At 69.8% G+C, this 24,941-nt stretch carries 23 protein-coding genes; 10 read left to right on the top strand and 13 right to left on the bottom strand.

Features of this window, described 5'->3' with window-relative positions; translation table 11 throughout:
• Window positions 1–83 precede the first annotated feature (83 nt).
• The 3 genes from BUE42_RS04530 to BUE42_RS04520 all read left to right on the top strand — a co-directional run bounded on the left by BUE42_RS04530 (window position 84) and on the right by BUE42_RS04520 (window position 2,996).
• A complete protein-coding gene (locus BUE42_RS04530) occupies window positions 84–545 on the top strand; it encodes an Rrf2 family transcriptional regulator (RefSeq protein WP_073463126.1) in 462 nt (153 codons plus the stop codon).
• Window positions 535–1,485: an NAD(P)/FAD-dependent oxidoreductase gene (locus BUE42_RS04525; RefSeq protein WP_073463125.1), complete on the top strand. Its 951-nt coding sequence runs from the start codon at window positions 535–537 to the stop codon at window positions 1,483–1,485. The genes BUE42_RS04530 and BUE42_RS04525 overlap by 11 nt, the downstream gene beginning before the upstream one ends.
• An 83-nt stretch (window positions 1,486–1,568) precedes the next feature.
• A complete protein-coding gene (locus BUE42_RS04520) occupies window positions 1,569–2,996 on the top strand; it encodes a CoA transferase (protein WP_073463123.1) in 1,428 nt (475 codons plus the stop codon).
• A gap of 9 nt (window positions 2,997–3,005) precedes the next feature.
• Here BUE42_RS04520 and BUE42_RS04515 read toward each other — a convergent pair whose 3' ends face one another.
• The 10 genes from BUE42_RS04515 to BUE42_RS04470 form a co-directional block, all read right to left on the bottom strand.
• Window positions 3,006–4,361: a sigma 54-interacting transcriptional regulator gene (locus tag BUE42_RS04515; RefSeq protein WP_073463120.1), complete on the bottom strand. Its 1,356-nt coding sequence runs from the start codon at window positions 4,359–4,361 to the stop codon at window positions 3,006–3,008.
• A 22-nt stretch (window positions 4,362–4,383) separates the two neighbouring features.
• Window positions 4,384–5,031, bottom strand: coding sequence for a hypothetical protein (locus BUE42_RS04510; RefSeq protein WP_083613869.1), 648 nt, complete (start codon window positions 5,029–5,031; stop codon window positions 4,384–4,386).
• Between the two features lie 34 nt (window positions 5,032–5,065).
• Window positions 5,066–6,490 (bottom strand): sensor histidine kinase, encoded by a 1,425-nt coding sequence (locus tag BUE42_RS04505; RefSeq protein WP_073463116.1) that lies wholly within the window; start codon window positions 6,488–6,490, stop codon window positions 5,066–5,068.
• Between the two features lie 25 nt (window positions 6,491–6,515).
• Entirely contained in the window at window positions 6,516–7,355 is an 840-nt protein-coding gene (locus BUE42_RS04500) for a M48 family metallopeptidase (protein WP_235002091.1), read from the bottom strand.
• A gap of 133 nt (window positions 7,356–7,488) precedes the next feature.
• Window positions 7,489–8,229 (bottom strand): lysophospholipid acyltransferase family protein, encoded by a 741-nt coding sequence (locus tag BUE42_RS04495; protein ID WP_073463111.1) that lies wholly within the window; start codon window positions 8,227–8,229, stop codon window positions 7,489–7,491.
• On the bottom strand, window positions 8,229–8,837 hold the full coding sequence (gene gmhB, locus BUE42_RS04490; RefSeq protein WP_083613868.1) for a D-glycero-beta-D-manno-heptose 1,7-bisphosphate 7-phosphatase: 609 nt from the start codon (window positions 8,835–8,837) through the stop codon (window positions 8,229–8,231). The genes BUE42_RS04495 and gmhB overlap by 1 nt, the downstream gene beginning before the upstream one ends.
• Window positions 8,838–8,875: 38 nt before the next feature.
• Window positions 8,876–10,999, bottom strand: a complete 2,124-nt coding sequence (gene glyS / locus BUE42_RS04485) for a glycine--tRNA ligase subunit beta (RefSeq protein WP_073463107.1) — start codon at window positions 10,997–10,999, stop codon at window positions 8,876–8,878.
• A 3-nt stretch (window positions 11,000–11,002) separates the two neighbouring features.
• Complete coding sequence (gene glyQ, locus BUE42_RS04480; protein ID WP_073463106.1) at window positions 11,003–11,923, bottom strand: glycine--tRNA ligase subunit alpha; 921 nt, start codon at window positions 11,921–11,923, stop codon at window positions 11,003–11,005.
• 68 nt (window positions 11,924–11,991) lie between these two features.
• The gene (lnt, locus tag BUE42_RS04475) at window positions 11,992–13,497 is read right to left on the bottom strand and encodes an apolipoprotein N-acyltransferase (protein ID WP_073463404.1); all 1,506 of its coding nucleotides are present in this window, start codon (window positions 13,495–13,497) and stop codon (window positions 11,992–11,994) included.
• A 79-nt stretch (window positions 13,498–13,576) separates the two neighbouring features.
• A complete protein-coding gene (locus tag BUE42_RS04470) occupies window positions 13,577–14,470 on the bottom strand; it encodes an HlyC/CorC family transporter (protein WP_073463104.1) in 894 nt (297 codons plus the stop codon).
• 137 nt (window positions 14,471–14,607) lie between these two features.
• On the opposite strand from BUE42_RS04470, the gene BUE42_RS04465 reads away from it, so the two are divergent.
• The 5 genes from BUE42_RS04465 to hslU all read left to right on the top strand — a co-directional run bounded on the left by BUE42_RS04465 (window position 14,608) and on the right by hslU (window position 20,375).
• The gene (locus BUE42_RS04465; RefSeq protein ID WP_073463103.1) at window positions 14,608–15,663 is read left to right on the top strand and encodes a CobW family GTP-binding protein; all 1,056 of its coding nucleotides are present in this window, start codon (window positions 14,608–14,610) and stop codon (window positions 15,661–15,663) included.
• 204 nt (window positions 15,664–15,867) lie between these two features.
• A complete protein-coding gene (gene dksA / locus BUE42_RS04460) occupies window positions 15,868–16,677 on the top strand; it encodes an RNA polymerase-binding protein DksA (RefSeq protein WP_235002087.1) in 810 nt (269 codons plus the stop codon).
• Window positions 16,678–16,707: 30 nt separating this feature from the next.
• Window positions 16,708–18,420 (top strand): STAS domain-containing protein, encoded by a 1,713-nt coding sequence (locus BUE42_RS04455; RefSeq protein ID WP_073463098.1) that lies wholly within the window; start codon window positions 16,708–16,710, stop codon window positions 18,418–18,420.
• Between the two features lie 57 nt (window positions 18,421–18,477).
• Window positions 18,478–19,026, top strand: a complete 549-nt coding sequence (gene hslV, locus BUE42_RS04450; protein ID WP_073463097.1) for an ATP-dependent protease subunit HslV — start codon at window positions 18,478–18,480, stop codon at window positions 19,024–19,026.
• Window positions 19,023–20,375 (top strand): ATP-dependent protease ATPase subunit HslU, encoded by a 1,353-nt coding sequence (gene hslU, locus BUE42_RS04445; protein WP_073463095.1) that lies wholly within the window; start codon window positions 19,023–19,025, stop codon window positions 20,373–20,375. The genes hslV and hslU overlap by 4 nt, the downstream gene beginning before the upstream one ends.
• Here the strand turns inward: hslU and BUE42_RS04440 are convergent.
• Window positions 20,363–21,301, bottom strand: coding sequence for an AraC family transcriptional regulator (locus BUE42_RS04440; protein WP_073463093.1), 939 nt, complete (start codon window positions 21,299–21,301; stop codon window positions 20,363–20,365). The genes hslU and BUE42_RS04440 overlap by 13 nt on opposite strands.
• A 98-nt stretch (window positions 21,302–21,399) precedes the next feature.
• Between BUE42_RS04440 and BUE42_RS04435 the strand changes: the two genes are divergently transcribed.
• Window positions 21,400–22,416 carry a zinc-dependent alcohol dehydrogenase family protein gene (locus tag BUE42_RS04435; protein WP_073463091.1) on the top strand — a complete coding sequence of 339 codons (1,017 nt, stop codon included), beginning with the start codon at window positions 21,400–21,402 and terminating at the stop codon, window positions 22,414–22,416.
• Here BUE42_RS04435 and BUE42_RS04430 read toward each other — a convergent pair whose 3' ends face one another.
• Window positions 22,417–23,193: a type III pantothenate kinase gene (locus BUE42_RS04430; protein WP_073463089.1), complete on the bottom strand. Its 777-nt coding sequence runs from the start codon at window positions 23,191–23,193 to the stop codon at window positions 22,417–22,419.
• Between the two features lie 85 nt (window positions 23,194–23,278).
• Entirely contained in the window at window positions 23,279–23,905 is a 627-nt protein-coding gene (locus tag BUE42_RS04425; protein ID WP_143171291.1) for a hypothetical protein, read from the bottom strand.
• Window positions 23,906–24,092: 187 nt separating this feature from the next.
• On the opposite strand from BUE42_RS04425, the gene BUE42_RS04420 reads away from it, so the two are divergent.
• Complete coding sequence (locus BUE42_RS04420; RefSeq protein ID WP_235002085.1) at window positions 24,093–24,929, top strand: PPK2 family polyphosphate kinase; 837 nt, start codon at window positions 24,093–24,095, stop codon at window positions 24,927–24,929.
• Window positions 24,930–24,941 lie beyond the last annotated feature (12 nt).

Here is a 24,941-nt window from a genome sequence, read left to right as displayed (position 1 = left end):
CCGTCCGTCGGATTGCCCTGCCACGCCTGGGGCTTTCCGGGTCGGTTTCGGCACCTCCAATATCATGCAACTCATAATGTTGCATGAAACGAGACAGCAAGCTTTCCGGCGTCCTGCACGTGCTGTTGCACATGGCCGAGCAGGACGGGCCGGCCACGTCCGAATCGCTCGCCTCGGCGATGCAGACGAACCCCGTGGTCGTGCGCCGGCTGATGACCGGATTGCGTGAAGCCGGCTTCGTCGCGTCGGCCAAGGGACACGGCGGCGGATGGGTGCTGTCGTGCCCGCTGCACGACGTGACGCTCGGCGACATCCATGCGGCGCTCGGCGCGCCCGCGCTGCTTGCCTTCGGCAATCGCACCGAGAGCCCCGGCTGCCTCGTCGAGCAGGCGGTCAACGCGGCGCTCGACAGCGCCTGCCACGAGGCCGAGGCGCTGCTGCTGGCACGGCTCGGCCAGGTGACGCTCGCCGATCTGTCACGTGACTTCCACCACCGCCTGCAGGCCACCGGCCACACGATGAAGGACATCCACCATGCCCATTGAAACCCTCGATGCATCCGTCGACGCCGTCGTGATCGGCGGCAGCTTCGCCGGCCTGTCCGCGGCACTGCAGCTGGCCCGCGCCCGCCGCACGGTCGCGGTGATCGACGACGGCGCACCGCGCAATCGCTTCGCGGCCCGGTCGCACGGCTTCTTCGCGCAGGACGGCACGCCGCCGCTGCAGCTGATCGCTGCCGCACGCGAACGCGTGCAGGCCTACCCGACGGTGCAGTTCGTCAGCGGCCGCGCGCTGCGGGCTCGCCGCGTGGACGACGGCAACGGTGACGGCGATGGCGGGCGGCAGTTCAGTGTCTCGCTCGACGATGGCCGCACGCTCGCCGCGCGCCGGCTGCTGCTGGCGATCGGCGTGCAGGACACCTTCCCCGACATCGACGGACTCGCGCCGCGCTGGGGCGCGAGCGTGCTGCACTGCCCGTACTGCCACGGCTACGAGGAGGCCGGTCGCCGCCTCGGCGTGCTGTCGGCCGGGCCGGCCTCGGTGCACCATGCGCTGCTGATCAAGGAGTGGGGGCCGACCACGCTGCTGCTGAACGGGCAGCCGCTGGCCGACGACGAGGCCCGGCGGCTGCGCGCACATGGCGTCGCGATCGAGCCCGCCGTGGTGCAGGCCCTCGAAGGGCCGCTGCCGCGGCTCAGCGCGGTGCGCCTCGCGGACGGACGGTCGCTGCCGCTGGAGGCGCTGTTCGTCGCGCCGCGCGTGCGCATCGGCCACGAACTGGTCGACTCCCTGGGCTGCGAACTCATCGATGGCCCGTTCGGCCCGATGCTGCGCGTCGACGAGCTGAAGCAGACCAGCGTCCCCGGTGTCTACGCGGCCGGCGACGCCGCCCACCTGCGCCACAACGCCACCTTCGCATCGGCCGATGGTGTGCTGGCCGGCGTCTCGATGCACCATTCGCTGATCGCCGGACTGGGCGCTTGACGTGGGCGATCAAGGTGGGCGATTGACCGGCGCCGCGTCGCGGTGTCGAATGCGCGCCATCTTCACCCGCCTGGGAGCCTTGCGTGCCCATCGATGATCGTGATGCCGGTCCGGCGCAACGCGCGTTGTCCGGACTGTGGCGGCAGGCCGGCCTGCCGGCCGCGGCGCTCGACGCCATCGACGTGCCCGGCCACGCGCCGGTGCTGCCGAGCAGCTTCGCCGTCGCCGATGCGATCCAGGCCAGCATGGCCGCCGCGGCCGCCGCAGCGGCCGAGCTGTGGCACCTGCGCCATGGCCGCCGCCAGCGCGTGCTGGTGCCGCGCGAGCACGCCGTGCTGGAGAGCTGCGCGCACTTCACGCTCGACGGCCGCGCACCGCAGGTGTGGGACAAGCTGTCGGGGCTGTACCGCTGCGGCGAGGCCCTCGGCGAGCCCGGCTGGGTGCGCCTGCATGCGAACTTCGCCCACCACCGCGATGGCGCGCTGAAGCTGCTCGGTTGCCCGACCGGCGACGCCACCGAGCGCCCGGTGGTCGAGCAGGCCTTGCGCGGCTGGCGCGCCGAGGATGTCGAAGACGCCGCGGCGCAGGCCGGCCTGGTCGTCGCCGCGCTGCGCAGCTTCGAGGCCTGGGACCGGCACCCGCAAGCCCTCGCGCTGGCCGATCAGCCGACGGTGCGCATCGAACGCATCGGCGACGCCGCCCCGCTCGCATGGCCAGACGCCGCCGCCGCCGATCGCCCGCTGCATGGACTGCGCGTGCTCGACCTGACGCGCATCCTCGCCGGCCCGGTGGCCGGCCGCACGCTCGCGGCCTACGGGGCCGAGGTGCTGCTGCTGAACGCGCCGCAGCTGCCCAACATCGAGGCGATTGCCGAGACCAGCCGCGGCAAGCGCTCGGCCCACCTCGACCTGCGCGACAACGCAGGGCGCCAGCGCTTGAAGGCGCTGCTGGCCGACGCGCAGGTCTTCGTCCAGGGCTACCGGCCGGGCGGCCTGCAGGCGCTCGGCTTCGGGCCGGAGCAGCTCGCGGCGCTGCGGCCGGGCATCGTCGCGGTGTCGCTGTCGGCCTACGGATCGACCGGCCCGTGGTCGGCGCGGCGCGGTTTCGATTCGCTGGTGCAGACCGCCACCGGCTTCAACGATGCCGAGGCGCGCGCGGCCGGCGCCGCGAAGCCGCAGGCCCTGCCGCTGCAGGCGCTCGACTACGCCGCCGGCTACCTGCTGGCCTTCGGCGCGCAGGCCGCGCTGTGGCGCCAGGCGTGCGAAGGCGGCAGCTGGCATGTGCAGGTGTCGCTGGCGGGGGTCGGCCACTGGCTGCGCTCGCTCGGGCGGGTCGACCACGGACTGACCGCGAAGGCGCCCGACATCGCACCGTTGCTCGTCAGCGAGCCCTCGGGCTTCGGCCGCCTGGTCGCGGCGCGCCATGCGGCGCAGTTTGCCGAGACACCGCCGCTGTGGCGCTGGCCGTCGATGCCACCGGGGACGCATCCCGCCGCGTGGCCGACATGCTGAACGCGCCGCTCAGTCCGCGTCGCCCGAACCCGCCTTGAACTGCCCCGGTGTCAGCCCGCTGCGCTGCAGCAGCCGGTAGAACTCGGTGCGGTTGCGGTCGGCCAGCCGGGCCGCATCGGCCGCGTTGCCGTCGGTGAGCTTCAGCAGCCCGACCAGGTAGTCGCGCTCGAAGCGCTCGCGCGCCTGCGCATAGGTCAGCACCTCGACCGACGGCACGCGCAGCGCGCGCTGCACCAGCGTCAGCGGGATCAGCGGCGTGGTCGTCAGCGCGCACACCTGCTCGACCACGTTGTGCAGCTGGCGCACGTTGCCGGGCCAGCTCGCGGTGGTCAGTGCCTTCATCGCCTCGGGTGCGAAGCCGTTGAAGCGCTTGCCGTATTTCTCGCCCAGCTTCGCGAGGAAGTGGTTCACCAGCAGCGGGATGTCGTCGCGCCGCTCGGCCAGCGTCGGCAGGTGCAGCGACACCACGTTGAGCCGGTAGTACAGGTCTTCGCGGAACTGGCCTTCGGCCATCGCCGCATCGAGGTCGCGGTGCGTGGCCGACAGGATGCGCACGTCGACCGGCAGCGCCTGGCTCGCGCCGACCGGCCGCACCGAGCGCTCCTGCAGCACGCGCAGCAGCTTGACCTGCAGGGCCGGCGGCATGTCGCCGATCTCGTCGAGGAACAGCGTGCCGCCGTCGGCGGTGACGAACAGGCCGCGGTGGTTGGCCACCGCGCCGGTGAACGAGCCCTTCACGTGGCCGAACAGCTCGGATTCGAGCAAGGCCTCGGGGATCGCGCTGCAGTTCACCGCGACGAACGGCTTCGCGGCGCGCGCGCTGGCGCGGTGGATGGCCTGCGCGAGCAGCTCCTTGCCGCTGCCGCTCTCGCCGCGGATCAGCACGCTCGCATCGGACGCGGCCACCATCTTGGCTTCGCCGAGCAGCTCGGTCATCGCGTTCGAGCGGCTGACGATCGCGGCACGCCACGCGCCGTCGCCGTCTTCGGCCTGCGGCACCGGCGGCGCGAGCGCGAGCGCCTGGTTCACCTTGTCGAGCAGCGCCTTGCCGTCGAACGGCTTGGTCAGGTAGCTGAACACGCCGCGCGCAGTGGCCTCGACCGCATCGGGGATGGTGCCGTGCGCCGTCAGCAGGATCACCGGCAGCGCCGGATGGCGCGCGCGGATCTCGTCGAACAGCGCGAGCCCGTCGCGCCCGGGCAGTTGCACGTCGCTCACCACCAGCTGCGGCCGCGCGACGGCCAGCTGCGTCAGCGCCGCCTCGGCCGATTCGACCGAGGTCACGCGGTGGCCGGCCGCGCCGAGCCGCATCGACAGCAGCTTCAGCAGGTCGGGGTCGTCGTCGACGAGCAGGATGTTGGCCATGGGGAGCGAAGGCAGCGGCGCGTCAGGGCGCCTTCGGGGCGGACGGCGCCGAGGCGGCCGCTGGCGCGGCCGGCACCGGGGTCACCGGCACCGCAGCGGCGCCCGAGCCGGGCCGGGTCGTCATGCTGCGCTCGATCGCCTTCAGCGCCTCGAGCTTTTCATTGAGCTGCTGCAGCGTGCGCTGCTGGTCGCGGCGCTGCGCGGCCTCGCGGTTGAAGGCGTCCTCGAGCCGGCGCTGCTCGGTGACGCGCGCGAGCAGCAGGCGCGCCATCGGCTGCCAGGGCTGCAGCTCGGGGGCGCCGGCCTTCACGACCGATTCGAGCAACTGCGCCGCACGCGCCACGTCGCCGCCGTTGTGCTGCTGCGAGAGCGCGAGCGCCAGTTCGAGCACCGCGCCGGTCGGTGCCGCGGCGCTGTTCGCGCTGACGATGGCGTTCAGCCGCGTGATCTCGTTGCCGAGGTCGGCCGCCGGCATCTGACGGATCTGCTCGTGGTAGCCGAGGATCTGACGCGACACCTGGTCGGCCGGCTCGATCGGCGCCGGCACCATGATCACGACGGCAGAAGCCGCGGGTGCAGCCGGCAGCGGGGCCGACGCGGCAGGCGCCGGCGGCGGCACCTCGACCGGTTGCGTCACGCAAGCCGCCAGCAGCGTGGACAACAGCGGCATGGCCAGCCAGGCGGGAGCGCAACGAAGGGCAGGACTAACGCGCATGGGGCAATTCGATGTGAAAGTGAGCGCCGGAGCCGCCGTCGTCCATCAGTTCGACCTGGCCGCCATGGGCCGTGACGTACTCGTGCACGATGGACAGGCCGATGCCGCTGCCGCGCACCGCGTCGCCCGGCTGGCGTTCGCCGCGGTAGAAGGGCTCGAACACGCGGGCCCGGTCGGCAGCCGCAACGCCCGGGCCCTGGTCGACGATGTCGATGCAGGCACGGCCGGGCACGCGGGTCACGGAAAAACGGATGGTAGCGCCCAGCGGGCTGAAGCGTATCGCGTTCGACAAAAGGTTACCCAGCGCGGTGCCGAGCTTGTCGGCATCGACCTCGGCGCTGAGCGGCTCGCCCTCGACCTGCACGCTGAGCTGGCGGGCCTGCCACTGCAGCCGCTGCTGGGCGACCAGGTCCTTGATCAGTGCGGTGAGCTCGGTCTTGCGGCGCACCAGCTGGCGGGCCTCGAAGGCCGCGGCATTGAAGCGCAGCAGGTCCTCGATCTGGCTTTGCAGCACGTGGGTGTTCTGGCGCAGGATGCGCGCGACCTCGCGCTGGTTCTCGCTGAGCTCGCCGGTGACGCCGTCCTCGAGCAGCGAGACGCCCTCGCGCAGCGCGGCCAGCGGCGTCTTCAGCTCATGGGAGACGTGGCGCAGGAAGCGCGACTTGTCGGAATCGAGCTCGGCCAGCCGCAGCCGCAGCCATTCGAGGCGGCGGCCGAGCAGCCGCACGTCGGTCGGGCCCTGGATGTCGATCGGCTGGTCGAGCCGGTTCTCGCCGAGGCTGACGACGGCGCGCTCCAGGCGCTTGAGCGGCCGCGCGAGCCACAGGCCGAAGCCGAGCGCCATCACGATCGAGATGCCGATCGCGGCGAGGATCTGCCGGCCGAGCTGGGTGCGGCCGGCCTCGAGTTCGTTCATCAGCACCTGGTTGCGCGCCTCGGTGGCCAGGCGCACCTGCTCGGCGATCGCGGCATTGATCGATTCGAGCTCGCGGAACGCGGTGGTGACGGTGACCTCGCGCAGCCGGATCGCCGGCTCGGGGCCGCTCAGCTGGGCCTCGATGTCGGCCTCGGTGGCGCGCCAGTCGGCGGCCAGGTTCGACGGGATGCGGTTGTCGGCCAGCCGGGCGAGCGCCGAGGTGGCGTCGCGCGCGGCCTCTTCGAAGCGCTGGCGCAGCACCGGGTCGTCGAGCACCAGGTACTGGCGCGCGGCACGCTCCATCGCGACGGTGCGTTCGGCCAGCACCTGCGCGTCGGCGGTGTGGGCGACGGCCTGGCGCGCGCCCTCGCTGCTCTGGCGCAACAGGCCTTCGAGCTGGAACAGGCCGCGCAGCGAGGCCGCGCTGAGCAGCGCGGCGATCAGCAGGAAGGCGACGAGCAGCAGCTGGCGGAAGGAGTAGCGGTTGAGGCTGAACATCAGCGGGGGATTGTGCCCGCCCCGTTCAATCGAACACGGGCAGCGCGTCGTCCTTCAAAGTGCCGCGCACCTGCTCGAAATCCGGCATCACCGAGCGCACCACGTCCCAGAAGCGCGGGCTGTGGTTCATCTCGCGCAGGTGCGCCAGCTCGTGCGCGACCACGTAGTCGATGCTGGGCATCGCGAAATGGATCAGCCGCCAGTTCAGCCGGATGCGGCCGTCGGCGCTCGCACTGCCCCAGCGCGTCTGCGCCGATGACAGGCTCAGCCGCGTGTAGCGCACGTTCAGCTGCGCCGCGAAATGCCGGCAGCGGTCTTCGAAGATGCGCCGCGCCTGGCGCTGCAGCCAGCTCTGCACCGCGTCGCGGATCTGCTCGGGCGCGGCCGTCTGCGGCAGCCCCACGTGCAGCGTCAGCCGCGGCACGCCAGGCAGCGCCGCGGCATCGGTGTTCAGGATCGCACCGGTGGCGCGCGAATCGAGCACGATGATCACCGTCTCGCCGAGGAACGGGATGCCGGTGCCGTCGCGCCAGTCGACCTTGGCCGCCTGCAGCCGCTGCCCGCGCTGCTGCTGCTCGACCAGCTTGCGCAGGATCCAGCCGGCCTTCTCGCGCAGCGCGGCCTCGATGTCCTGCTGGCCGACCCACTTCGGCGCCGCGACGCTCAGCCCGTCGGTGCCGACGACGAAGCCGATGCTCTGGCGGCGCGCACGCCGCAGCGCGTAGCCGACGAGGTGCTCGTTCAGCCGGATCTCGCGCTGCGCCTGCGGATGGCGGAAGACGGCGGGCTGGAGATTGGACACCGCAGGCGCGGCGACGGGCGGCGGTGCCGCAGGGGCCTCGGCCACCGGCGGGCGCAAGGGCATGCGCGGCAGCGAGGGCCAGAGGGAGGGGGAAGAAGACACCGACGCAGGCGACTCATCGAACAGCGAGAGCTGTGATTCTTCGGGGCCCGGCGCATGTCGAGTCATGGGCCGCGATTGTAAAGGTGGGCCGCGACTACTGTGCGTACGCCTCGGGATCGATGCGCCGCATCTCGCCTTCGATCCAGGCCTCGACCTCGCGCATCAGATCATCGGCCTCGCGCCCGGCCGGCGCGATCGGCTTGCCGATCGACACGGTGACCAGGCCCGGGCGGATCAGGAACGACTTGCGCGGCCAGCAGCGCGCCGAGCTGACGGCGATCGGCACCAGCGCCGCGCCGGTCGCCACCGCCAGGCGCGTCGCGCCGGTCTTGTAGGTGCCCTGCTGGCCGCGCGCGATGCGCGTGCCCTCGGGGAACATGATCACCCAGTTGCCCTGCGCCATGAAGCGCTTGCCCTGCTCGGCCACGCGCGACCAGGCCTCGGTGCGCTTGCTGCGGTCGATGTGCACCATGTCGAGCCGCGCCATCGCCCAGCCGAAGAACGGGATGTACAGCAGCTCGCGCTTGAACACGTAGCACAGCGGGCGCGGCATCAGCGTCGGGAAAGCGAAGGTCTCCCAGGTCGACTGGTGCTTGGGGCACAGGATGGCCGGGCCGTCGGGCAGGTTCTCCATGCCCTGCACGCGGTAGCGCACGCCGCAGATGAAGCGGCAGCCGGTGATCGCGATGCGCAGCCAGAAGGTGGTGAACCAGAACAGCGGCGTGCCGCGGATGAAGATCGACGCGATCAGCGAGAACACCGCCCACGGGATCACGGTGGCGGCCATCCACAGCACGAACAGCAGCGAACGCAGCGCCGCAATGAATTTCGACATCAATCGAGCCTTCCGAATCCGGAGTCGGTCTTGCCGGAGGCGCCGCGCAGCGTGCGCTCCTGCTGGATCATGTATTGGGCGAACGCCGTCAGGTCGTCATGCACCTGCAGGCCGGGCACCTTGGCGTGCAATTGCGCGAGCTGCGCGTCGTCGAGCGCGCGGCTCTTGCCGGTGCGCACCAGGTGCGGCGGGCAGCCGGCCGCGACCGCCGCCTCGAGGTCGCGCAGCGAATCGCCGACCACCGGCACGCCCTTCAGGTCGACGCCGAAGCGCTCGCCGATCTGCAGGTACAGGCCGGGCAGCGGCTTGCGGCAATCGCACTGGTCTTCGGGGGTGTGCGGGCAGAAGAACACCGCGCTGATGCGCCCGCCGACGCGCGCGAGCTGCACGTTCATCTTCGCGTGCATCAGGTTCAGCGTGGCCATGTCGAACAGGCCGCGGCCGAGGCCCGACTGGTTGGTCGCGATCACCGTCTGCCAGCCGGCATGGTTGAGCCGCGCGATCGCCTCGAGCGCACCGGGCATCGGCACCCACTCGTCGACCGTCTTGACGAAGTCGTCGCGGTCTTCGTTGATGGTGCCGTCGCGGTCGAGGATGATCAGGTTCATGGCGTCGGACCTCGGTGGGCGTGCTTCGCGCGGCATGGTCAGACGGCGAGCCGGGAGAGGTCGGCGACGCGGTTCATTGCACTGCGCAGGATCGCCAGCAGGCCGAGCCGGTTGACGCGGATCTTCGGATCGTCGGCATTCACCATCACCTGGTCGAAGAACGCGTCGACCGGCGCCTTCAGCGCTGCGAGCGCCTGCAGCGACGCGGTGAAGTCGCGGCGGTCGAAGGCTGGCCGGGCGATCCGCTCGATCTCGACCAGCGCGGCGTGCAGCGCCTGCTCGGCCGGGTCGGTCAGCAGCGCCGCATCGACCTGCTCGATCACCTCGCCGTCGGCCTTCTTCAGGATGTTGCTGACCCGCTTGTTGGCCGCGGCCAGCGACCCGGACTCGGGCAGCGCCGCGAACGCACGCACGGCGGCCAGCTTCTTGCCGACATCGTCGAGTTCCTTCGGGCGCAGCGACAGCACGGCATCGACCTGCTGCGCGGTGGCGCCCTGCTCGCGCAGCATGCCGGCCAGGCGTTCGTAGATGAAGTCGCTCAGCGCGGGGGTGGCATCGGTGATCTTGTCGCCGAAGACACCGGCTGCATCGCGCAGCAGCTTGTCGAGCGGGATCGCGAGCTGGCGCTCGGTCAGCAGCCGGATCACGCCGAGCGCGTGGCGGCGCAGCGCGAAGGGGTCCTTGTCGCCGGTGGGCAACTGGCCGATGCCGAACAGGCCGACCAGCGTCTCCAGCTTGTCGGCCAGCGCGACGATCTCGCCGACCTGGCCGCGCGGCAGTTCGTCTCCGGCGAAGCGCGGTTTGTAGTGGTCTTCGACCGCCAGCGCGACCTCGTCGGTCTCGCCATCGTGGCGGGCGTAGTAGCCGCCCATGATCCCTTGCAGCTCGGGAAACTCGCCGACCATGTCGGTCAGCAGGTCGGCCTTGGCCAGCAACGCTGCGCGCTCGACGTCTCGCACCAGCGATTGCCGCTTGTCGACGCCTTCATACAACGCAACCGCATTCGCAATTCCACGCGCGATTGCCTGCACGCGCTTGACCCGCTCGCCCTGCGAGCCCAGCTTCCCGTGGTAGACCACCTTGTCGAGCCCGCCGACCCGATCGGCCAGCGTCTTCTTGCGGTCCTGGTCGAAGAAGAACTTCGCATCGGCCAGCCGCGGGCGCACCACGCGCTCGTTGCCGCCGGTCACGCGGCTCGCGTCGGCCGGGCGGATGTTGCTGACGACCAGGAACTGGTTGGTCAGCTTGCCGGCCGCGTCGAGCAGCGGGAAGTACTTCTGGTTGGCCTTCATCGTCAGGATCAGGCATTCCTGCGGCACGTCGAGGAACTCCGGCTCGAAGCGGCACAGCAGCACGTTCGGCCGCTCGACCAGCGCCGTCACTTCGTCGAGCAGCGCGGCATCGTCGATCGGCTGCAGGCCCTGCTGCTTCGCCGCATGGTCGAGCTGGCGCACGATCTCGGCATGGCGGGCCGCGAAGCTCGCGATCACCGCGCCCTGCTCTTCGAGCTGGCGCGCGTAGTGGTCAGCATCCAGCAGCACCACCGGCTCGATCGCCGCTTCGAAGCGGTGGCCGCGCGTCTCGCGGCCGGAGCTGAGGCCCAGCACCTGCAGCGGCACCACGTCGGCCCCGTGCAGCGCGACCAGCCCGTGCGCCGGGCGCACGAAGTTCACGCTGGTCCAGCCGTCAGCCAGCTGGTACTGCATCACCTTGCGGATCGGCAGGCCGGCCAGTGCTTCATCGAGCGCCTGCTGCAGGCCTTCGGCGAGCATCGGGCCCTTGACGAGGCTGTCGTAGAACAGCGCCTCGGCCTTGCCGTCGGGCTGGCGCTTCAGCTGCGGCAGCACCGACGCATCGGCACCGACGCTCGCGAGCTTCTTCAGCAGCGCCGGCGTGGCCTGGCCGTCGGCCGTCAGGCCCACGCTGACCGGCATCAGCTTCAGCGACACCGCGCGGTCGTCGGCCTGCGCGCGCACCGCGCTCACGTGCACCGCGAGGCGCCGCGGCGTCGCGTACGGGGTGGTGGCGGAATGCTCGGTGGCCAGGCCGCGCGTCTTGAGCCCGGCGAACAGCGTCGCGGCGAAGGCCTCGCCGAAGCGCTTCAGGTCCTTCGGCGGCAGTTCCTCGACGAACAGCTCGACCAGCAGGTTCTTGTGGCTCATCGCTCAGGCCGCCTTCTTCTTGTTCAGTTGCTCGATCACTTCGTCGGCCCAGCCTTTGGGCGCCATCGGGAACCCGAGGCGGGCGCGGCTGTCGAGGTAGCTCTTCGCGACGGCGCGCGCCAGCGTGCGGATGCGGCCGATGTAGGCGGCGCGCTCGGTCACGCTGATCGCGCCGCGCGCGTCCAGCAGGTTGAAGGTGTGGCCGGCCTTCAGCACCTGTTCATAGGCGGGCAGCGCGAGCTGCTGCGCCATCAGGTAGGTGGCCTGCTTCTCGTGCGCAGCGAAGGCCTGCAGCAGGAAGTCGACGTCGCTGTGCTCGAAGTTGTAGGTGCTCTGCTCGATCTCGTTCTGCAGGTAGACGTCGCCGTAGCTCAGCGTGTCGGTCCATTGCAGGTTGTAGACGTTGTCGACGCCCTGCAGGTACATCGCCAGGCGCTCCAGCCCGTAGGTGATCTCGCCGGTGATCGGCTTGCAGTCGATGCCGCCGACCTGCTGGAAGTAGGTGAACTGCGTGACCTCCATGCCGTTCAGCCAGACCTCCCAGCCGAGGCCCCAGCAGCCGAGCGTCGGGTTCTCCCAGTCGTCCTCGACGAAGCGCACGTCGTTGGCCTTCAGGTCGAAGCCGAGTGCTTCGAGCGAGCCGAGGTACAGCTCGAGGATGTTGGCCGGCGCGGGCTTCAGCACGACCTGGTATTGGTAGTAGTGCTGCAGGCGGTTCGGGTTCTGGCCGTAGCGGCCGTCCTTCGGGCGGCGGCTGGGCTGCACGTAGGCGGCCTTCCACGGCTCCGGGCCCAGCGCGCGCAGGAAGGTGGCGGTGTGGCTGGTGCCGGCGCCGACCTCCATGTCGTACGGCTGCAGCAGCGCGCAGCCCTGGCGGTCCCAGTAGTCTTGCAGGCGCAGGATGATTTGCTGGAAGGTCAGCATATGGACTCGAAAGTGGAGAGAGACATCGCGCCCGGTGAACGCGGAAGGGGCGATTTTAGAGGGTGGTGCTACGAACGGCGCAGGGGCACGACGATCAGCAACGACAGGATCGCGCCGGCCAGCAAGGGCCACAGCCACCACTTCGCCGCCCAGCTCGCGTACGGCGTCATGCCCTGGCGGCCCTCGACCGGCGCCTGCAGCACGCCCATCGTCAGCGGCGGCAGCTGGTGCGTGACACGCCCGGTGTGGTCGATCACCGCCGTCACGCCGGTGTTGGTCGCGCGCAGCATCGGCCGCTGGAACTCGAGCGCCCGCATGCGCGAGATGTTCAGGTGCTGCGCCAGCGCGATGGTGTCGCCGAACCAGCCGATGTTGCTGATGTTCGCGAAGATCGTCGGCGCCCGCTCGGGCTCGCGGAAATGCGCCGCCAGCTCCTCGCCGAACAAGTCCTCGTAGCAGATGTTCGGCGCGACGCGCTGGCCCTTGACCTCGAACGACGGCGCACCCACCGGCCCGCGGTTGAAGTCGCCGAGCGGGATGTTCATCAACTCGGTGAACCAGCGGAAGCCGGTCGGGATGAACTCGCCGAACGGCACCAGGTGGTGCTTGTCGTAGCGGTAGAAGCCGCCCGGCCACTTCGCGGTCTCGCGCGACAGCCCGACCGCCGAGTTGGTGTAGCCGGCCTCGAAGCTGCCCAGCGGCACGCCGATCAGCGCCGCCCGGTCGCCGCGCTGGAAACCGGCGGCCAGCGCCGCCCAGTAGCCTTCGGGCAGCTGGTCGGGCAACAGCGGCACGATGGTCTCGGGCGCGAGCACCAGGTCGCCGCGCGCCGACTGCAGCGTCGCCGTGGCCCAGGCCAGCGCCAGCGGCAGCTTCTCTTCGGCGAACTTCTCGTCCTGCGCGACGTTCGACTGCAGCAGCGACAGCTGCAGGATGCCGTTGCCGCGGGTGAAACCGACCGGCTGCATGACGGCCAGGCCACCCACCACCGCCACCGCGGTGATCGCGCCCAGCCCGCCCGGGCCGATGCCGCTGCGGAATCCGATCACCGCCAGCGCGCCCACCAGCGCCGACACCCAGCCGATGCCGTACACGCCGACCCAGGGCGCCAGGTGCGCGAGCGGGCTGTCGACATGCGAATAGCCCGACGCCGCCCACGGGAAGCCGGTGAACAGCAGCCCGCGCGCCAGCTCGGCCAGCAGCCAGCAGGCGGCGAACACCAGCGCATCGACGACCAGGTGGTTGCGCCGCAACAGGCCGAACACCCCCATCGCCAGCGCGAAATACAGCGCCAGCACGGCCGACAGCGCCAGCACCGCGGCCACCGCCATCCAGGCCGGCAAGCCGCCGTAGCGGTGCATGCTGATGTAGAGCCAGAAGGTGCCGGCCACGAACCAGGCGGTGGCGAAGGCCCAGCCGAGCAGCGCCGCCCGGCGCGGCGAGGCCCGGCTGACGCGGAACGCGAGCCCGGCGACCGCCAGCAGCTGCAGCACCCAGGCGTGCGTGTAAGTGGCGGCCAGGCTGTGCACCCCGCCGAGCACCAGCACCAGCAGCAGGTCCAGGCCGAGGAACATGTTGTCGGACGCCCCGGCCACGTGGCGGGCGTCACGGCGACCGAGTCCGGGGCGTGGGGCCGGCGCCTGCGGCACCGACCTAGGCACCGTCTTCACCCACGGCGGCCTCGGGCGCGCGCGTCACCTTGAACCAGCGCACCGCGCCACCGCGCGTCAGCATCACCGTGAAGACCAGGCTGCCGACGGTCACCGCCTCGCCGCGGCGCGGCACCCGGCCGAGTTCCTGGGCCACCAGGCCGCCGATGGTGTCGAAATCGTCGAGCGGCAGCACCTCGCCGAACGAGTCGTTGACGGCCTCGATCGTCGTGTCGCCGGCCACCCGGTGGCTGCCGTCGGCCAGCGTGTAGATGCCGGATTCGCCGTCTTTCTCGTCGAATTCGTCCTCGATCTCGCCGACGATCTCTTCCAGCACGTCCTCGATCGTGATCAGCCCGGCGGTGTTGCCGAACTCGTCGATCACGATCGCCAGGTGGTTGCGGTTGGAGCGGAAATCGCGCAGCAGCTCGTTCAGGCCCTTCGATTCGGGCACGAACACCGCCGGGCGCAGCAGCGTGCGCAGGTTCAGCTCGGGCGCGCGCTGCAGCTTCAGCAGGTCTTTCGCCATCAGCGTGCCGACGATGTTGTCGCGCTGGCCCTCGAAGACCGGGAAGCGGGAGTGGCCGGTGTCGATCACCAGCGCCAGCAACTCGTCGTAGGGGGCCTCGATGTCGAGCAGGTCCATGCGCGGGGCGGCCACCATCGCGTCGCCGGCGGTCAGGTCGGCCATGCGGATGACACCCTCGAGCATCATGCGCGACTCGGGCGCGATCACCTCGCGGTTCTCCGCGTCGGCCAGCGTCGAGATCAGCTCGTCCTTGGAGTCGGGGCCGGGGGACATGAATTCCATCAGCCGCTCGAACAGGCCGCGCTTGTCCGTGGGGGCGGGGTGCTTGTCAGCGCCTCTGGAAGATCGACTCGGGTGGGGGTCTGACATCGCGCCGGGGGCGAAGAGTTCGTAGGGGCAAAAGCTTACTCGAAGCAGGGAGTCACACGGGGTTGACACATCTGATACCTTGAACAAAAGTTTTTCGGCCGCATCTGGCCCGCTTCCTCGTCAAGGACCGACATCCCATGAGCCTCATCCCCGCCACCATCCTGACCGGCTTCCTCGGCTCGGGCAAGACCACGCTGCTGAAGCGCGTGCTCACCGAAGCGCACGGCCAGAAGATCGCCGTGATCGAGAACGAGTTCGGCGACGAGAACATCGACAACGAGATCCTGGTGCAGGACACCCAGGAGCAGATCATCCAGCTGAACAACGGCTGCGTGTGCTGCACGATCCGCGAAGACCTGCGCACCACGCTGAACGACCTGGCCGAAAAGCGCCGCAAGGGCGAACTGAGCTTCGACCGCGTCGTGATCGAGACCACCGGCCTGGCCGACCCCGGCCCGGTCGCCCAGACCTTCTTCATGGACGACGAGATCGCCGAGAGCTACCTGCTGGACTCGATCCTGACCCTGGTCGACGCCAAGCACGCCGAATCGCAGCTCGACACCCGCCAGGAGGCGCGCCGCCAGATCGGCTTCGCCGACCAGATCTTCATCAGCAAGACCGACCTGGTCGACGCCCCGACGGTCGACGCGCTGATCCACCGCATCAAGCACATGAACCCGCGCGCCCCGCAACGCAAGGTTCACTTCGGCGAGGTGCCGCTGGCGGAGGTGTTCGACCTGCGCGGCTTCAACCTGAACGCCAAGCTCGACATCGACCCCGATTTCCTGAAGGCCGATGACCACGCCCATCACGACCACGATCACCATGGCCACGACCATGATCATGACCACGAGCACGGCGAGCACTGCGACCACCCGCACCACCATGCCCATGACGACGACGTGAAGTCGTTCGTGTTCCGCTCCGACCGGGCGTTCAACCCGGCCAAGCTGGAGGATTTCCTGGGCGCGATCGTGCAGGTCTACGGCCCGAAGATGCTGCGCTACAAGGGCGTGCTGAACATGAAGGGCAGCGACAAGAAGGTGATCTTCCAGGGCGTGCACCAGCTGATGGGCAGCGACCTGGGCCCGGCCTGGGCGAAGGGCGAGAAGAAGACCAGCAAGATGGTGTTCATCGGCCTGGACCTGCCGCGGGAAATCTTTCTGCAGGGGCTGGAGCAGTGCCTCGTCTGATTCTGTCGAAAAACCCGTTGAGCTGGAAAACAACGTGGCTACAATCCGCGGCGCCCAAGTTTGGCTGCGGGGTGAATGCCCACCCCACAGAGCGGGTATAACCGCCGTTGCGAGGAGATCTCAGTGACAAAGACCCCGGCCCAGCCAGCAACACCATCCAAGCCAGCGGCCAAGAAGCCGACGACACCGGCCGCCAAGACCACCGTGAAGCCGGCCGCCAAGGCGCCGGCCAAGGCGGCCCCTGCGCCGAAGGCGCCGGCCAGCAAGGCCGCACCTGCGGCCAAGCCGGCGGCGAAGACGGCGCATGCGCCGGCCGCCGCGGCGGCCAAGCCGGTCGCCAAGGCGGCTGCGGCACCCCAGGCCCCCGCGCCGAAGCCGGTGGTCGTGAAGCCGCCGCCCGCTCCCAAGCTTTCCGCCGCGGCCCGGGCATCGGCTGCGGCATCGTCCCCGGCCCCCATTCCACCGGCCACGTCCCGTTTTGCAGACCGCTTCGCGCCTCCGAGGCCGCCCACCCGACAGATGAATTCTCTTGTGACCGACATTTCCAAGCACGAACACAAAGCCGACCCCAAGCTGGCCAACGCCTGGAAGAGCAAGCCGGGCGAAGCCCTGACCGACGACGAGCTGCAGGCCATGCCCGACAGCGAGTACATGAACGAGAAGCAGCTGGCGTTCTTCAAGGCGCGCCTGCAGCAGCTGAAAGACGATCTGCTCAGCAACGCCGGCGAAACCACCGAGCATTTGCGCGAAGACACCTCGATCGTCCCCGATCCTGCCGATCGCGCCACCATCGAGGAAGAGCACGCGCTCGAGCTGCGCACGCGTGACCGTGAGCGCAAGCTTCTGAAGAAAATCTCACAGTCGCTGGGCCGCATCGAGGCCGGTGACTACGGTTTCTGCGACGAAACTGGCGAACCGATCGGATTGGGCCGCCTGATCGCACGGCCGACCGCTACACTGTCCCTCGAAGCCCAGCAACGGCGCGAGCTGAAGCAGAAGATGTTCGGCGACTGACATCCCCCTTCGCGCATCCCGTCACCCGACATGTCGGACCAGAAAGACAACACCAGCTTCTTCCGTAAGGTTGTCAAGTTCGTCGCCAACCCGGCCACGGACTGGGCGCAACTCGGCACGCCCACGGAAGAAGCTCGCGAGAGCGAGTACGCGAAGTCCGAACTGAAGGCGATGATCGAGCGCAAGCGGCGCAACGACTTCGTCCGCAAGCGCGAATTCGACATGCTGCGCAAGGTGCGCCGCGAAGGCCTGACCAGCGAACAGCTGGCGGCGCTGGGCGGATCCTCCCGCCTCGACGACTCCGAAGCCCGCATGCAGGACAGCGGCGCGAAGCCGGATGTCGGCGTCAAGGCCAAGATCGACGAGATCGAGCAGCAGATGGTCGGCGACGGCCTCGCCTCGCCGTCGCGCCGCCCGCCCTCTTTCTATGACGCGCCGACCCAGCCGGCCGCGATCGGCTATGCGGCCACCGAGCCCGACCAGAGCCGCATCCGCCCCGAACCGGTCCGCGCGAACGGCGCCCCGGCGGCGGTCAAGCCGGCCCGCCCGCCGGCCGGTGCCCCCGCCACTGTCGTGATGGGCGCAGGGCTGTCGCCGTTGTCGCCACTTCATCTGGACATCGCCGGCGGCGACCTGGGCAGCCCGTATGCAGTGGAAGTGAGCGAAGTCGCCCACGACCCCGAACTCGACGAAGCGGTGATCGCGTTCGCGAATGCCGACTTCGAAAGCTGCGAATCGTCGCTGGCGGCGCTCACCGGCCAGGGCGGCCCGCGCGCCCAGCACGCCGAAACCTGGCTCGCGCTGTTTGACCTGTACCGCGCGATCGGCCAGCACCACAAGTTCGAGAGCCTCGCGATCGACTACGCCCAGCAGTTCGGCTGGTCGGCGCCGCAGTGGTTCTCGATGCCCAAGCTGGTGGCCGAGGCCGCCGGCGAAGAACGCCGCCCCAGCTCGCGCATCGACGGCCAGGTCGGCTGGGTGTGCCCGAGCATCGTCGATGCCGACGCGGTCGCGCGGCTGCGTTCGCAGTCGCTGCAGATGCCGCTGCCGTGGGTGTTCGACTGGAGCGCGCTGCAAAGCATCGATGCCGAGGCCTGCGCGCGCATGAGCGAGCTGTTCCGCGGCTGGATCAACGAGCCGCTCGACATGCGCTGGCTCGGCGGCGACCGCCTGATGCAGGTGATCCAGGATGCCGCGCCGACCGGCGTGCGCGATGCCGACCCGGTGTTCTGGCAGCTGCGCCTCGACGCGCTGCGCATGGCCAACCGCGCCGATCAATTCGACGAAGCGGCCATCGACTACTGCGTCACCTACGAGGTGTCCCCGCCGTCGTGGGAAAGCGCGAAGTGCCAGGTGCGCATCAGCGGCTCCAACATGAGCACGCAATCGCCGCCGATGTCGGTGGTGAGCGACGTGTCCACCAGCTTCCTCGAATCGCAGATGCCCGACGAACCGGGCGTGCAGGTCGCGGGGGTCGAGCTGTCCGGCCAGCTGGTCGGTGACATCGGTGCCACGCTGACCAAGATGAACGACGAACTGGGCCATGCCGAGGTCGTCAACGTGTCTTGCGCGCGCCTGATCCGCGTCGACTTCATCGCGGCCGGCGACCTGCTGAACTGGGTGCTGGCACGCCGCGGCGAGAACCGCTCGGTGACCTTCTCCGAAGCGCACCGGCTGGTCGCGCTGTTCTTCGGCGCGATGGGCATCAACGAGCACGCGAAGGTCAAGGTTCGGGTGGTCTGAATCCCGGGTCACAATCTTCGGCTTGAAGCCTGCGGCTTCGCCCGAATCTGAGACCCCATGGATCAATACCACGGCACCACCATCCTGAGCGTGCGGCGCGGCAACCTCGTCGCGCTCGGCGGCGACGGCCAGGTCACCCTCGGCAACGTCGTCGTGAAGTCGACGGCCCGCAAGGTGCGCAAGCTCTACCGCGACCAGGTGCTCGCCGGCTTCGCCGGGGCCACCGCCGACGCCTTCACCCTGTTCGAACGCTTCGAGGCCAAGCTCGAGAAACACCAGGGCCACCTGGTGCGCGCCGCGATCGAGCTGACCAAAGATTGGCGCACCGACCGCGTGCTGCGCCGCCTCGAGGCGATGCTGGCGGTGGCCGACAAGGAGGCCTCGCTGATCATCACCGGCAATGGCGACGTGCTGGAGCCCGAGAAAGGCATCGTCGCGATCGGCTCCGGCGGCGCGTACGCGCAGGCCGCCGCCATCGCGCTGCTCGAACACACCGAGTTGGCGCCGCAAGACATCGTCAAGCGCTCGCTCGAGATCGCCGGCGACCTGTGCATCTACACCAACCAGAACCACACGATCGAAATCCTGGGCGAAAGCACGCGATGAGTTCCATGACGCCGCAAGAGATCGTTTCTGAACTCGACCGCCACATCGTCGGCCAGGCCGGCGCCAAGCGCGCGGTCGCGATCGCGCTGCGCAACCGCTGGCGTCGCCAGCAGGTCGACGGCGCGCTGCGCGGCGAGATCACGCCGAAGAACATCCTGATGATCGGCCCGACCGGCGTCGGCAAGACCGAGATCGCGCGCCGGCTGGCCAAGCTGGCCGATGCGCCGTTCATCAAGGTCGAAGCCACCAAGTTCACCGAGGTCGGCTACGTCGGCAAGGACGTCGATACCATCATCCGCGACCTGGTCGACATGGCCGTCAAGCAGGAGCGCGAGACGCAGATCAAGCGCCAGCGCGTGCGCGCCGAAGACGCCGCCGAAGACCGCGTGCTCGACATCCTGGTGCCGCCGCCGCGCGCGGCGAGCAGCGATTTCGGCCTCGCGCCGCCGACGCCCGCCGCACCGGCGGCCGACAACACCGCCCGCCAGGTGATGCGCAAGCGGCTGCGCGAGGGCGTGCTCGACGACAAGGAGATCGAGATCGAAGTCGCCGACACCAAGCCGACGCTGGACATCATCGGCCCGCCCGGCATGGACGAGATGGCTGAGCAGCTGAAGGGCATGTTCGCGAACCTCGGCCAAGGAAAGCGCAAGCTGCGCAAGCTGAAGATCGGCGAGGCGCTGAAGCTGCTGGTCGACGACGAAGCAGCCAAGCTCGTCAACGAGGACGAGATCAAGACCGCGGCGCTGCACAACACCGAGCAGAACGGCATCGTGTTCCTCGACGAGATCGACAAGGTTGCGTCACGCAACGAATCGAGCGGTGCCGACGTGTCGCGCCAAGGCGTGCAACGCGACCTGCTGCCGCTGGTCGAGGGCACCACGGTGAACACCAAGTACGGCATGGTGAAGACCGACCACATCCTGTTCATCGCGTCGGGTGCGTTCCACCTGAGCAAGCCGAGCGACCTGATCCCGGAGCTGCAGGGGCGGTTCCCGATCCGCGTCGAGCTCGGCTCGCTGAGCGTCGACGATTTCGAGGCCATCCTGACGCAGACGCATGCGAGCCTGGTCAAGCAATACCAGGCGCTGCTCGCGACCGAAGGCGTCACGCTCGAACTGCGGCCCGACGCCATCCGCCGCCTGGCGCAGATCGCGTTCGACGTCAACGAGCGCACCGAGAACATCGGCGCGCGCCGCCTGTCCACGGTGATGGAGCGCCTGCTCGACGAGGTGAGTTTCGACGCCCCGAAGCTGTCGGGCCAGACGGTGTCGATCGGCGCCGCCGAGGTCGACGCGAAGCTCGGCGAGCTGGCGAAGAACGAAGACCTGTCGCGCTACATTCTCTGAGCCTGCGCGGCCGCCTCGCGCCGCCAAGCGCCGGGCGGCCGACCGGTGACGCGCTTGAAGGCCTTGTTGAAGGCCGGCTCGGAGTCGTAGCCCACCTGGGCCGCGATGCCCGCGAGCGGCGCATCGCCGGCGCGCATCAGGCAGCCGGCGCGAAACATCCGCCAGCGCGTCAGGTACTCGAGCGGCGGCTCGCCCACCTTCTGCTTGAAGCGCAGCGCGAAGGCCGAGCGCGACAGCCCCGCGGCCGCCGCCAGCTCGTCCACGGTCCAGGCGCGCGCGAGCTCGTGGTGCATGCGGCGCAAGGCGGTGCCAATGCGCCGATCGGCCAACGCGCTCAGCCAGTTCGCACCGGCCGCGTCGTCCGCCGCGAGCGCCTGCGCATGCGACCTCACCGCATGCACGAACAGGATGTCGGCGAGCCGGCTGATCACGGTGCCCGAGCCGAGCGCCGGCGTGCCGGTTTCGACGGCGAGCATCTGCAGCGTCGCCTGCAGCAGCTGGCTGCGGTCGTCGTCGAGCCGTGCGAGCAACAACGTCGGGATCAGTTCGACCAGCGGCGTCGCTGCCAGCGCATCGAAGTCGAACCACCCGGTGATCACGGTGGCCGGCGCGCCACCGCCGCCGAGCGCCACGACGCCGCCGACATGGTCGCGCACCGTCTCGCTGCACGACCGCGTCGCGGAACCCGGCGCGTCGCTCAGCACGTAGCGCGAGCCGCGCAGCATCACGAAGCAATCGCCCGCGGCCAGCGCGACCGGCGTTCCGGTGCCGTCCAGCCGCAGCAAGACGCTGCCGCGCACGACGAGCCCGAAGCGCGCCATGCGGCCGGCCGCGAAATCCAGGCCCCAGGGCGCGCTCAGCTCGAGCCGTGCGTAGAGCGCGCTGCGCACTCGCATCGCGGCAAAGATGTCATCGAGAGGATCCATCGCGGCCTGGACGAGCAGACAAGAGATCGAGCGTAGCAGGCATGCATCGTCCGCAGCCTCGCTTCGAGAATGGACACATCCACCTGCAGGAGCCCTCGATGCGAAGCCTTCATCTCGATGCCGACAACCCGGCCGCCCCGCTGGTGACGCGAGACCTGCCGCGCGCCCCGCTCGGGCCGACCGCGCTGCGGGTGCGGGTGCACGCGGTGTCGCTGAACCGGCGCGACCTGATGATCCGCGCCGGCACCTACCCGGTGCCGCCGACGCCGGGCGTCGTGCCGCTCAGCGACGGTGCCGGCGAGGTGGTCGAGGTGGGCCGTGCGGTGACGCGCTTCGCCATCGGCGACCGCGTGACCAGCTGCTATTTCCCGCAATGGATCGACGGTCGGCTGAGCCTGGCGCAGGCGATGCAACAGGCCGGCTGCAGCCTGCCTGGGTGGCTGGCCGACGAGGTCGTCGCAGAGGAGCAGGCGGTGCTCGCGATGCCCGATCACCTCGGCTTCGACGAGGCGGCCACGCTGCCCTGCGCTGGGCTGACCGCCTGGAACGGCCTGACCGGCGGGCGGCCGGTGCGCGCCGGCAGCACGGTGCTGACGCTGGGCGCCGGCAGCATCGCGGTGTTCGCGATCCAGTTCGCGAAGGCGCTCGGCGCCCGCGTGATCGCGACGACCTCCAGCGACGACAAGGCCGCGCGGCTGGCCTCGCTCGGCGCGGACGAGGTGCTGAACTATCGGCAGTCAGTCGACTGGGACCGTGAGGTGCTGCGCCTGACCGGCGGGCGCGGCGCCGACCACGTGATCGAGGCAATCGGGCCGGCGACGCTGGAGCGCTCGCTGCGCTGCGCCGCATGGGACGCCGACATCGGCCTGATGGGCGTGTTCGGCGGCGACGACAGCCGCTTCGATCCGCGCGCCTTCAGCGGCCGGGTGTTGACGCTGCGCCGCATCGCCGTCGGCAGCCGCAGCGACTTCGAGGCGATGAACCGGCTGATCGCCGCCCACCGGCTGCGGCCGGTGATCGACCGCGTGTTCCCTGTCGAGGAAGCCGAAGCCGCCTACCGGCACCTGGCCGACAGCGCGCACCTCGGCAAGGTCGTCATCCGCGTCGCCGGCTGATCACAGCGCCAGCCGGTGCGACTGCAGCTCCAGCAAGCCGTCGAAGATCAGCGTGTCGACCGTCTCGAACGGCAGCCTGACGATCGGCGCGAGCTTCACCGCCGCGCCGCCGGTCATCACGAACACCGGCTCCCGCCCGGTGCGTTCGCGCAGCTTGTGCGCCATGCGCTCGATCGCACCGGCCATCGCATGCGCGCCGCCGCTCATCAGCGCATCGCTGGTGTTGGTCGGGAAATCGACCACCTCGCCGGTCGGTGCCTTCAGGCCGGCGGTGCCCATTTCCAGCGCGCGCAGCATCAGCCCGAAACCCGGCAGGATCATGCCGCCGATGAAACGGCCGGTTTCGTCCAGCGCATCGACGGTGACGGCCGTGCCCACCATCACCACCAGCGCCGGCCGCGGCGCGCCGGCGGCCCGCACGCGCTGCCAGGCGCCGATCAGCGCGACCCAGCGGTCGGTGCCGAGGCGGTTCGGGTGGTCGTAGCCGTTGGTGACGCCGGCGGCTTGCGCGGTCGAGACCACCCAGCGCGGCTCGACCTGCCAGTGCGCGAGCTGCTCCAGCTGCTCCTCGACCTCGCGCCGGATGCCCTCGCCGGCCACCACGCACCCCAGCATGCTGCTCGGCGGCGGCAGGCTCTTCCATTCGGTGTCGGCCAGCCGGTCGATGGTTTCGAGGAAGACGGCGCCATGCGCCAGCAGGCGCGCGCCCGGTTGCGGGCTCGCGTAGTGCGCCCACTTGAGCCGGGTGTTGCCGATGTCGATGGCCAGGAACGTCATGGGCCGAAGGGTAACCGCTGCCGCCCGATCGACAGCCCGGCAGCCGGCAAACCCGGGTAAGTCCCGGGCGTCGAGCGCGGCGGCGTCAGGCCGCCGACGGTGAATTGACGGTGCGCAGCAGCTCGCGCACGCGGGCAATCGTCTGCGCCGCCCAGATGCCCTTGAACGGCTTCGTGATGCGTTGCTCCACCTCGTCGAGCAGCGCCTCGATGTCGTTGCGCGAGCGCGCACGTTTCAGGCGCATCAGCGTCAGCGAGCCGGCCACCGGCGCCTCGGCCTTCACGGCCCGCATCAGGATCGCGCGCGCTTCGTCGAGCGCGGCATCGGCTTCGTCCAGCGGGGCCAGGTCGGAGATCGGCAGGTCGCCGAGCATCGAATCGGTGAGCACCGACTCCGGCTGCAGGCTCAGCGACGGCGGCAACGGGCCGGAGACGGTGTCCAGCGGCAGGTCGACATCGAGCGGTGCGAGGCCCGAGTTGCCCTGCATCGAGCCGGTGCCGTGCGTGAACATGATCAGGCCCATGGCCACCAGCTCGTCGAAGATCTGGTCGGGCACCCCGGCCTGCACGGCGAGCTGCCGCACCTGGCTCTCGCGCCTGCGCCCATCGACCAGCAGCAAGACCGTGCGATGCCGCTGTCCCAGTTTTCGTTGTCGACTGCCCAACTCGTCGACGCCTTCCGGCGTCTTCACGGGGATATTGATGCTCGGCACGGAACCACTCCTGATGTTCTGCCCTGGCGCCCCCTCCGGCGCCGTACTTCTGAACGGCGCGATTGTGCCGCCGGAATCGGGTCGGGTAGACCATGATTCCCCGCAACGGAGTGCGGCCGCCCGCCGCGAAGTATCGGCGATACACTCGCGATTGACGTATACGTCAATTGCAACGATCGGAGTCCACGTGGCGACCAAGGCACCGGATGGGGCGTATTTCCAGTATGCGGACGCGGGGAGCAAGAAGCGCGCCTTCGACCTCTCGGCGATCGATCCCGGCGCGAAGCCATTTTCGACCGGCGACAAGGTGGCCGACAAGGCCGCGGTCGATGCGCTGGCGCTGGAGCTCGACGAGTTGCAGAACCTGTTCTACGCCGACCGGCGCTTCAAGCTGCTGGTGGTGCTGCAGGGCACCGACACCAGCGGCAAGGACGGCACGCTGCGCGGCGTGTTCGGCCAGATGAGCGCGCTCGGCGTACAGACGGTCGGCTGGAAGGCCCCGACCGCCCCGGAGCGCGACCACGATTACCTGTGGCGCATCCACCAGAAGGTGCCGGGCGCCGGCGAGGTGATGGTGTTCAACCGCAGCCACTATGAAGACGTGCTGGTGCCGGTGGTCAACGGCTGGATCACGCCCCAGCAGACGCGCCAGCGCTACGCCCAGATCAACGACTTCGAGCGCATGCTGACCGAGACCGGCACCGTGGTGCTGAAGTTCATGCTGCACATCTCGAAGGACGAGCAGCGCATCCGGTTGCAGGAGCGGCTGGACGACCCGACCAAGAACTGGAAGTTCGCGGCCGACGACCTCACCGTGCGCAAGCAGTGGAAGGCCTACCAGCAGGCGTACGCCGACGCGATCGCGGCCACCGGCACGCGCTGGGCGCCGTGGACCGTGGTGCCGGCCGATTCGAAGACGCACCGCAACCTGATGATCGCGACGCTGGTGAAGCGCGCGCTGGTCGGGCTGAAGCTGCGCTACCCGCCGGCCGGCGAGGATCTCACCAAGCTGCGCGTGCGCTGACACGGAGACATG

It is taken from the genome of Rhizobacter sp. OV335, assembly GCF_900142965.1.
Lineage (GTDB): Bacteria > Pseudomonadota > Gammaproteobacteria > Burkholderiales > Burkholderiaceae_C > Rhizobacter.
The sequence above is the reverse complement of the archived record's forward strand: the minus strand, read 5'-3'. Positions and strand labels throughout refer to the sequence as shown.

What these genes read in the sequence shown, in the direction of transcription:
- BUE42_RS04530 (WP_073463126.1), top strand. Translation starts at nt 84, where the DNA reads ATGAAACGAGACAGCAAGCTTTCCGGCGTCCTGCACGTGCTGTTGCAC.
- BUE42_RS04525 (WP_073463125.1), top strand. Translation starts at nt 535, where the DNA reads ATGCCCATTGAAACCCTCGATGCATCCGTCGACGCCGTCGTGATCGGC.
- BUE42_RS04515 (WP_073463120.1), bottom strand. Translation starts at nt 4,361, where the DNA reads ATGGCCAACATCCTGCTCGTCGACGACGACCCCGACCTGCTGAAGCTG.
- BUE42_RS04510 (WP_083613869.1), bottom strand. Translation starts at nt 5,031, where the DNA reads ATGCCGCTGTTGTCCACGCTGCTGGCGGCTTGCGTGACGCAACCGGTC.
- BUE42_RS04505 (WP_073463116.1), bottom strand. Translation starts at nt 6,490, where the DNA reads ATGTTCAGCCTCAACCGCTACTCCTTCCGCCAGCTGCTGCTCGTCGCC.
- BUE42_RS04500 (WP_235002091.1), bottom strand. Translation starts at nt 7,355, where the DNA reads ATGCCCTTGCGCCCGCCGGTGGCCGAGGCCCCTGCGGCACCGCCGCCC.
- BUE42_RS04495 (WP_073463111.1), bottom strand. Translation starts at nt 8,229, where the DNA reads ATGTCGAAATTCATTGCGGCGCTGCGTTCGCTGCTGTTCGTGCTGTGG.
- gmhB (WP_083613868.1), bottom strand. Translation starts at nt 8,837, where the DNA reads ATGAACCTGATCATCCTCGACCGCGACGGCACCATCAACGAAGACCGC.
- glyS (WP_073463107.1), bottom strand. Translation starts at nt 10,999, where the DNA reads ATGAGCCACAAGAACCTGCTGGTCGAGCTGTTCGTCGAGGAACTGCCG.
- glyQ (WP_073463106.1), bottom strand. Translation starts at nt 11,923, where the DNA reads ATGCTGACCTTCCAGCAAATCATCCTGCGCCTGCAAGACTACTGGGAC.
- lnt (WP_073463404.1), bottom strand. Translation starts at nt 13,497, where the DNA reads ATGTTCCTCGGCCTGGACCTGCTGCTGGTGCTGGTGCTCGGCGGGGTG.
- BUE42_RS04470 (WP_073463104.1), bottom strand. Translation starts at nt 14,470, where the DNA reads ATGTCAGACCCCCACCCGAGTCGATCTTCCAGAGGCGCTGACAAGCAC.
- BUE42_RS04465 (WP_073463103.1), top strand. Translation starts at nt 14,608, where the DNA reads ATGAGCCTCATCCCCGCCACCATCCTGACCGGCTTCCTCGGCTCGGGC.
- BUE42_RS04455 (WP_073463098.1), top strand. Translation starts at nt 16,708, where the DNA reads ATGTCGGACCAGAAAGACAACACCAGCTTCTTCCGTAAGGTTGTCAAG.
- hslV (WP_073463097.1), top strand. Translation starts at nt 18,478, where the DNA reads ATGGATCAATACCACGGCACCACCATCCTGAGCGTGCGGCGCGGCAAC.
- hslU (WP_073463095.1), top strand. Translation starts at nt 19,023, where the DNA reads ATGAGTTCCATGACGCCGCAAGAGATCGTTTCTGAACTCGACCGCCAC.
- BUE42_RS04440 (WP_073463093.1), bottom strand. Translation starts at nt 21,301, where the DNA reads ATGGATCCTCTCGATGACATCTTTGCCGCGATGCGAGTGCGCAGCGCG.
- BUE42_RS04435 (WP_073463091.1), top strand. Translation starts at nt 21,400, where the DNA reads ATGCGAAGCCTTCATCTCGATGCCGACAACCCGGCCGCCCCGCTGGTG.
- BUE42_RS04430 (WP_073463089.1), bottom strand. Translation starts at nt 23,193, where the DNA reads ATGACGTTCCTGGCCATCGACATCGGCAACACCCGGCTCAAGTGGGCG.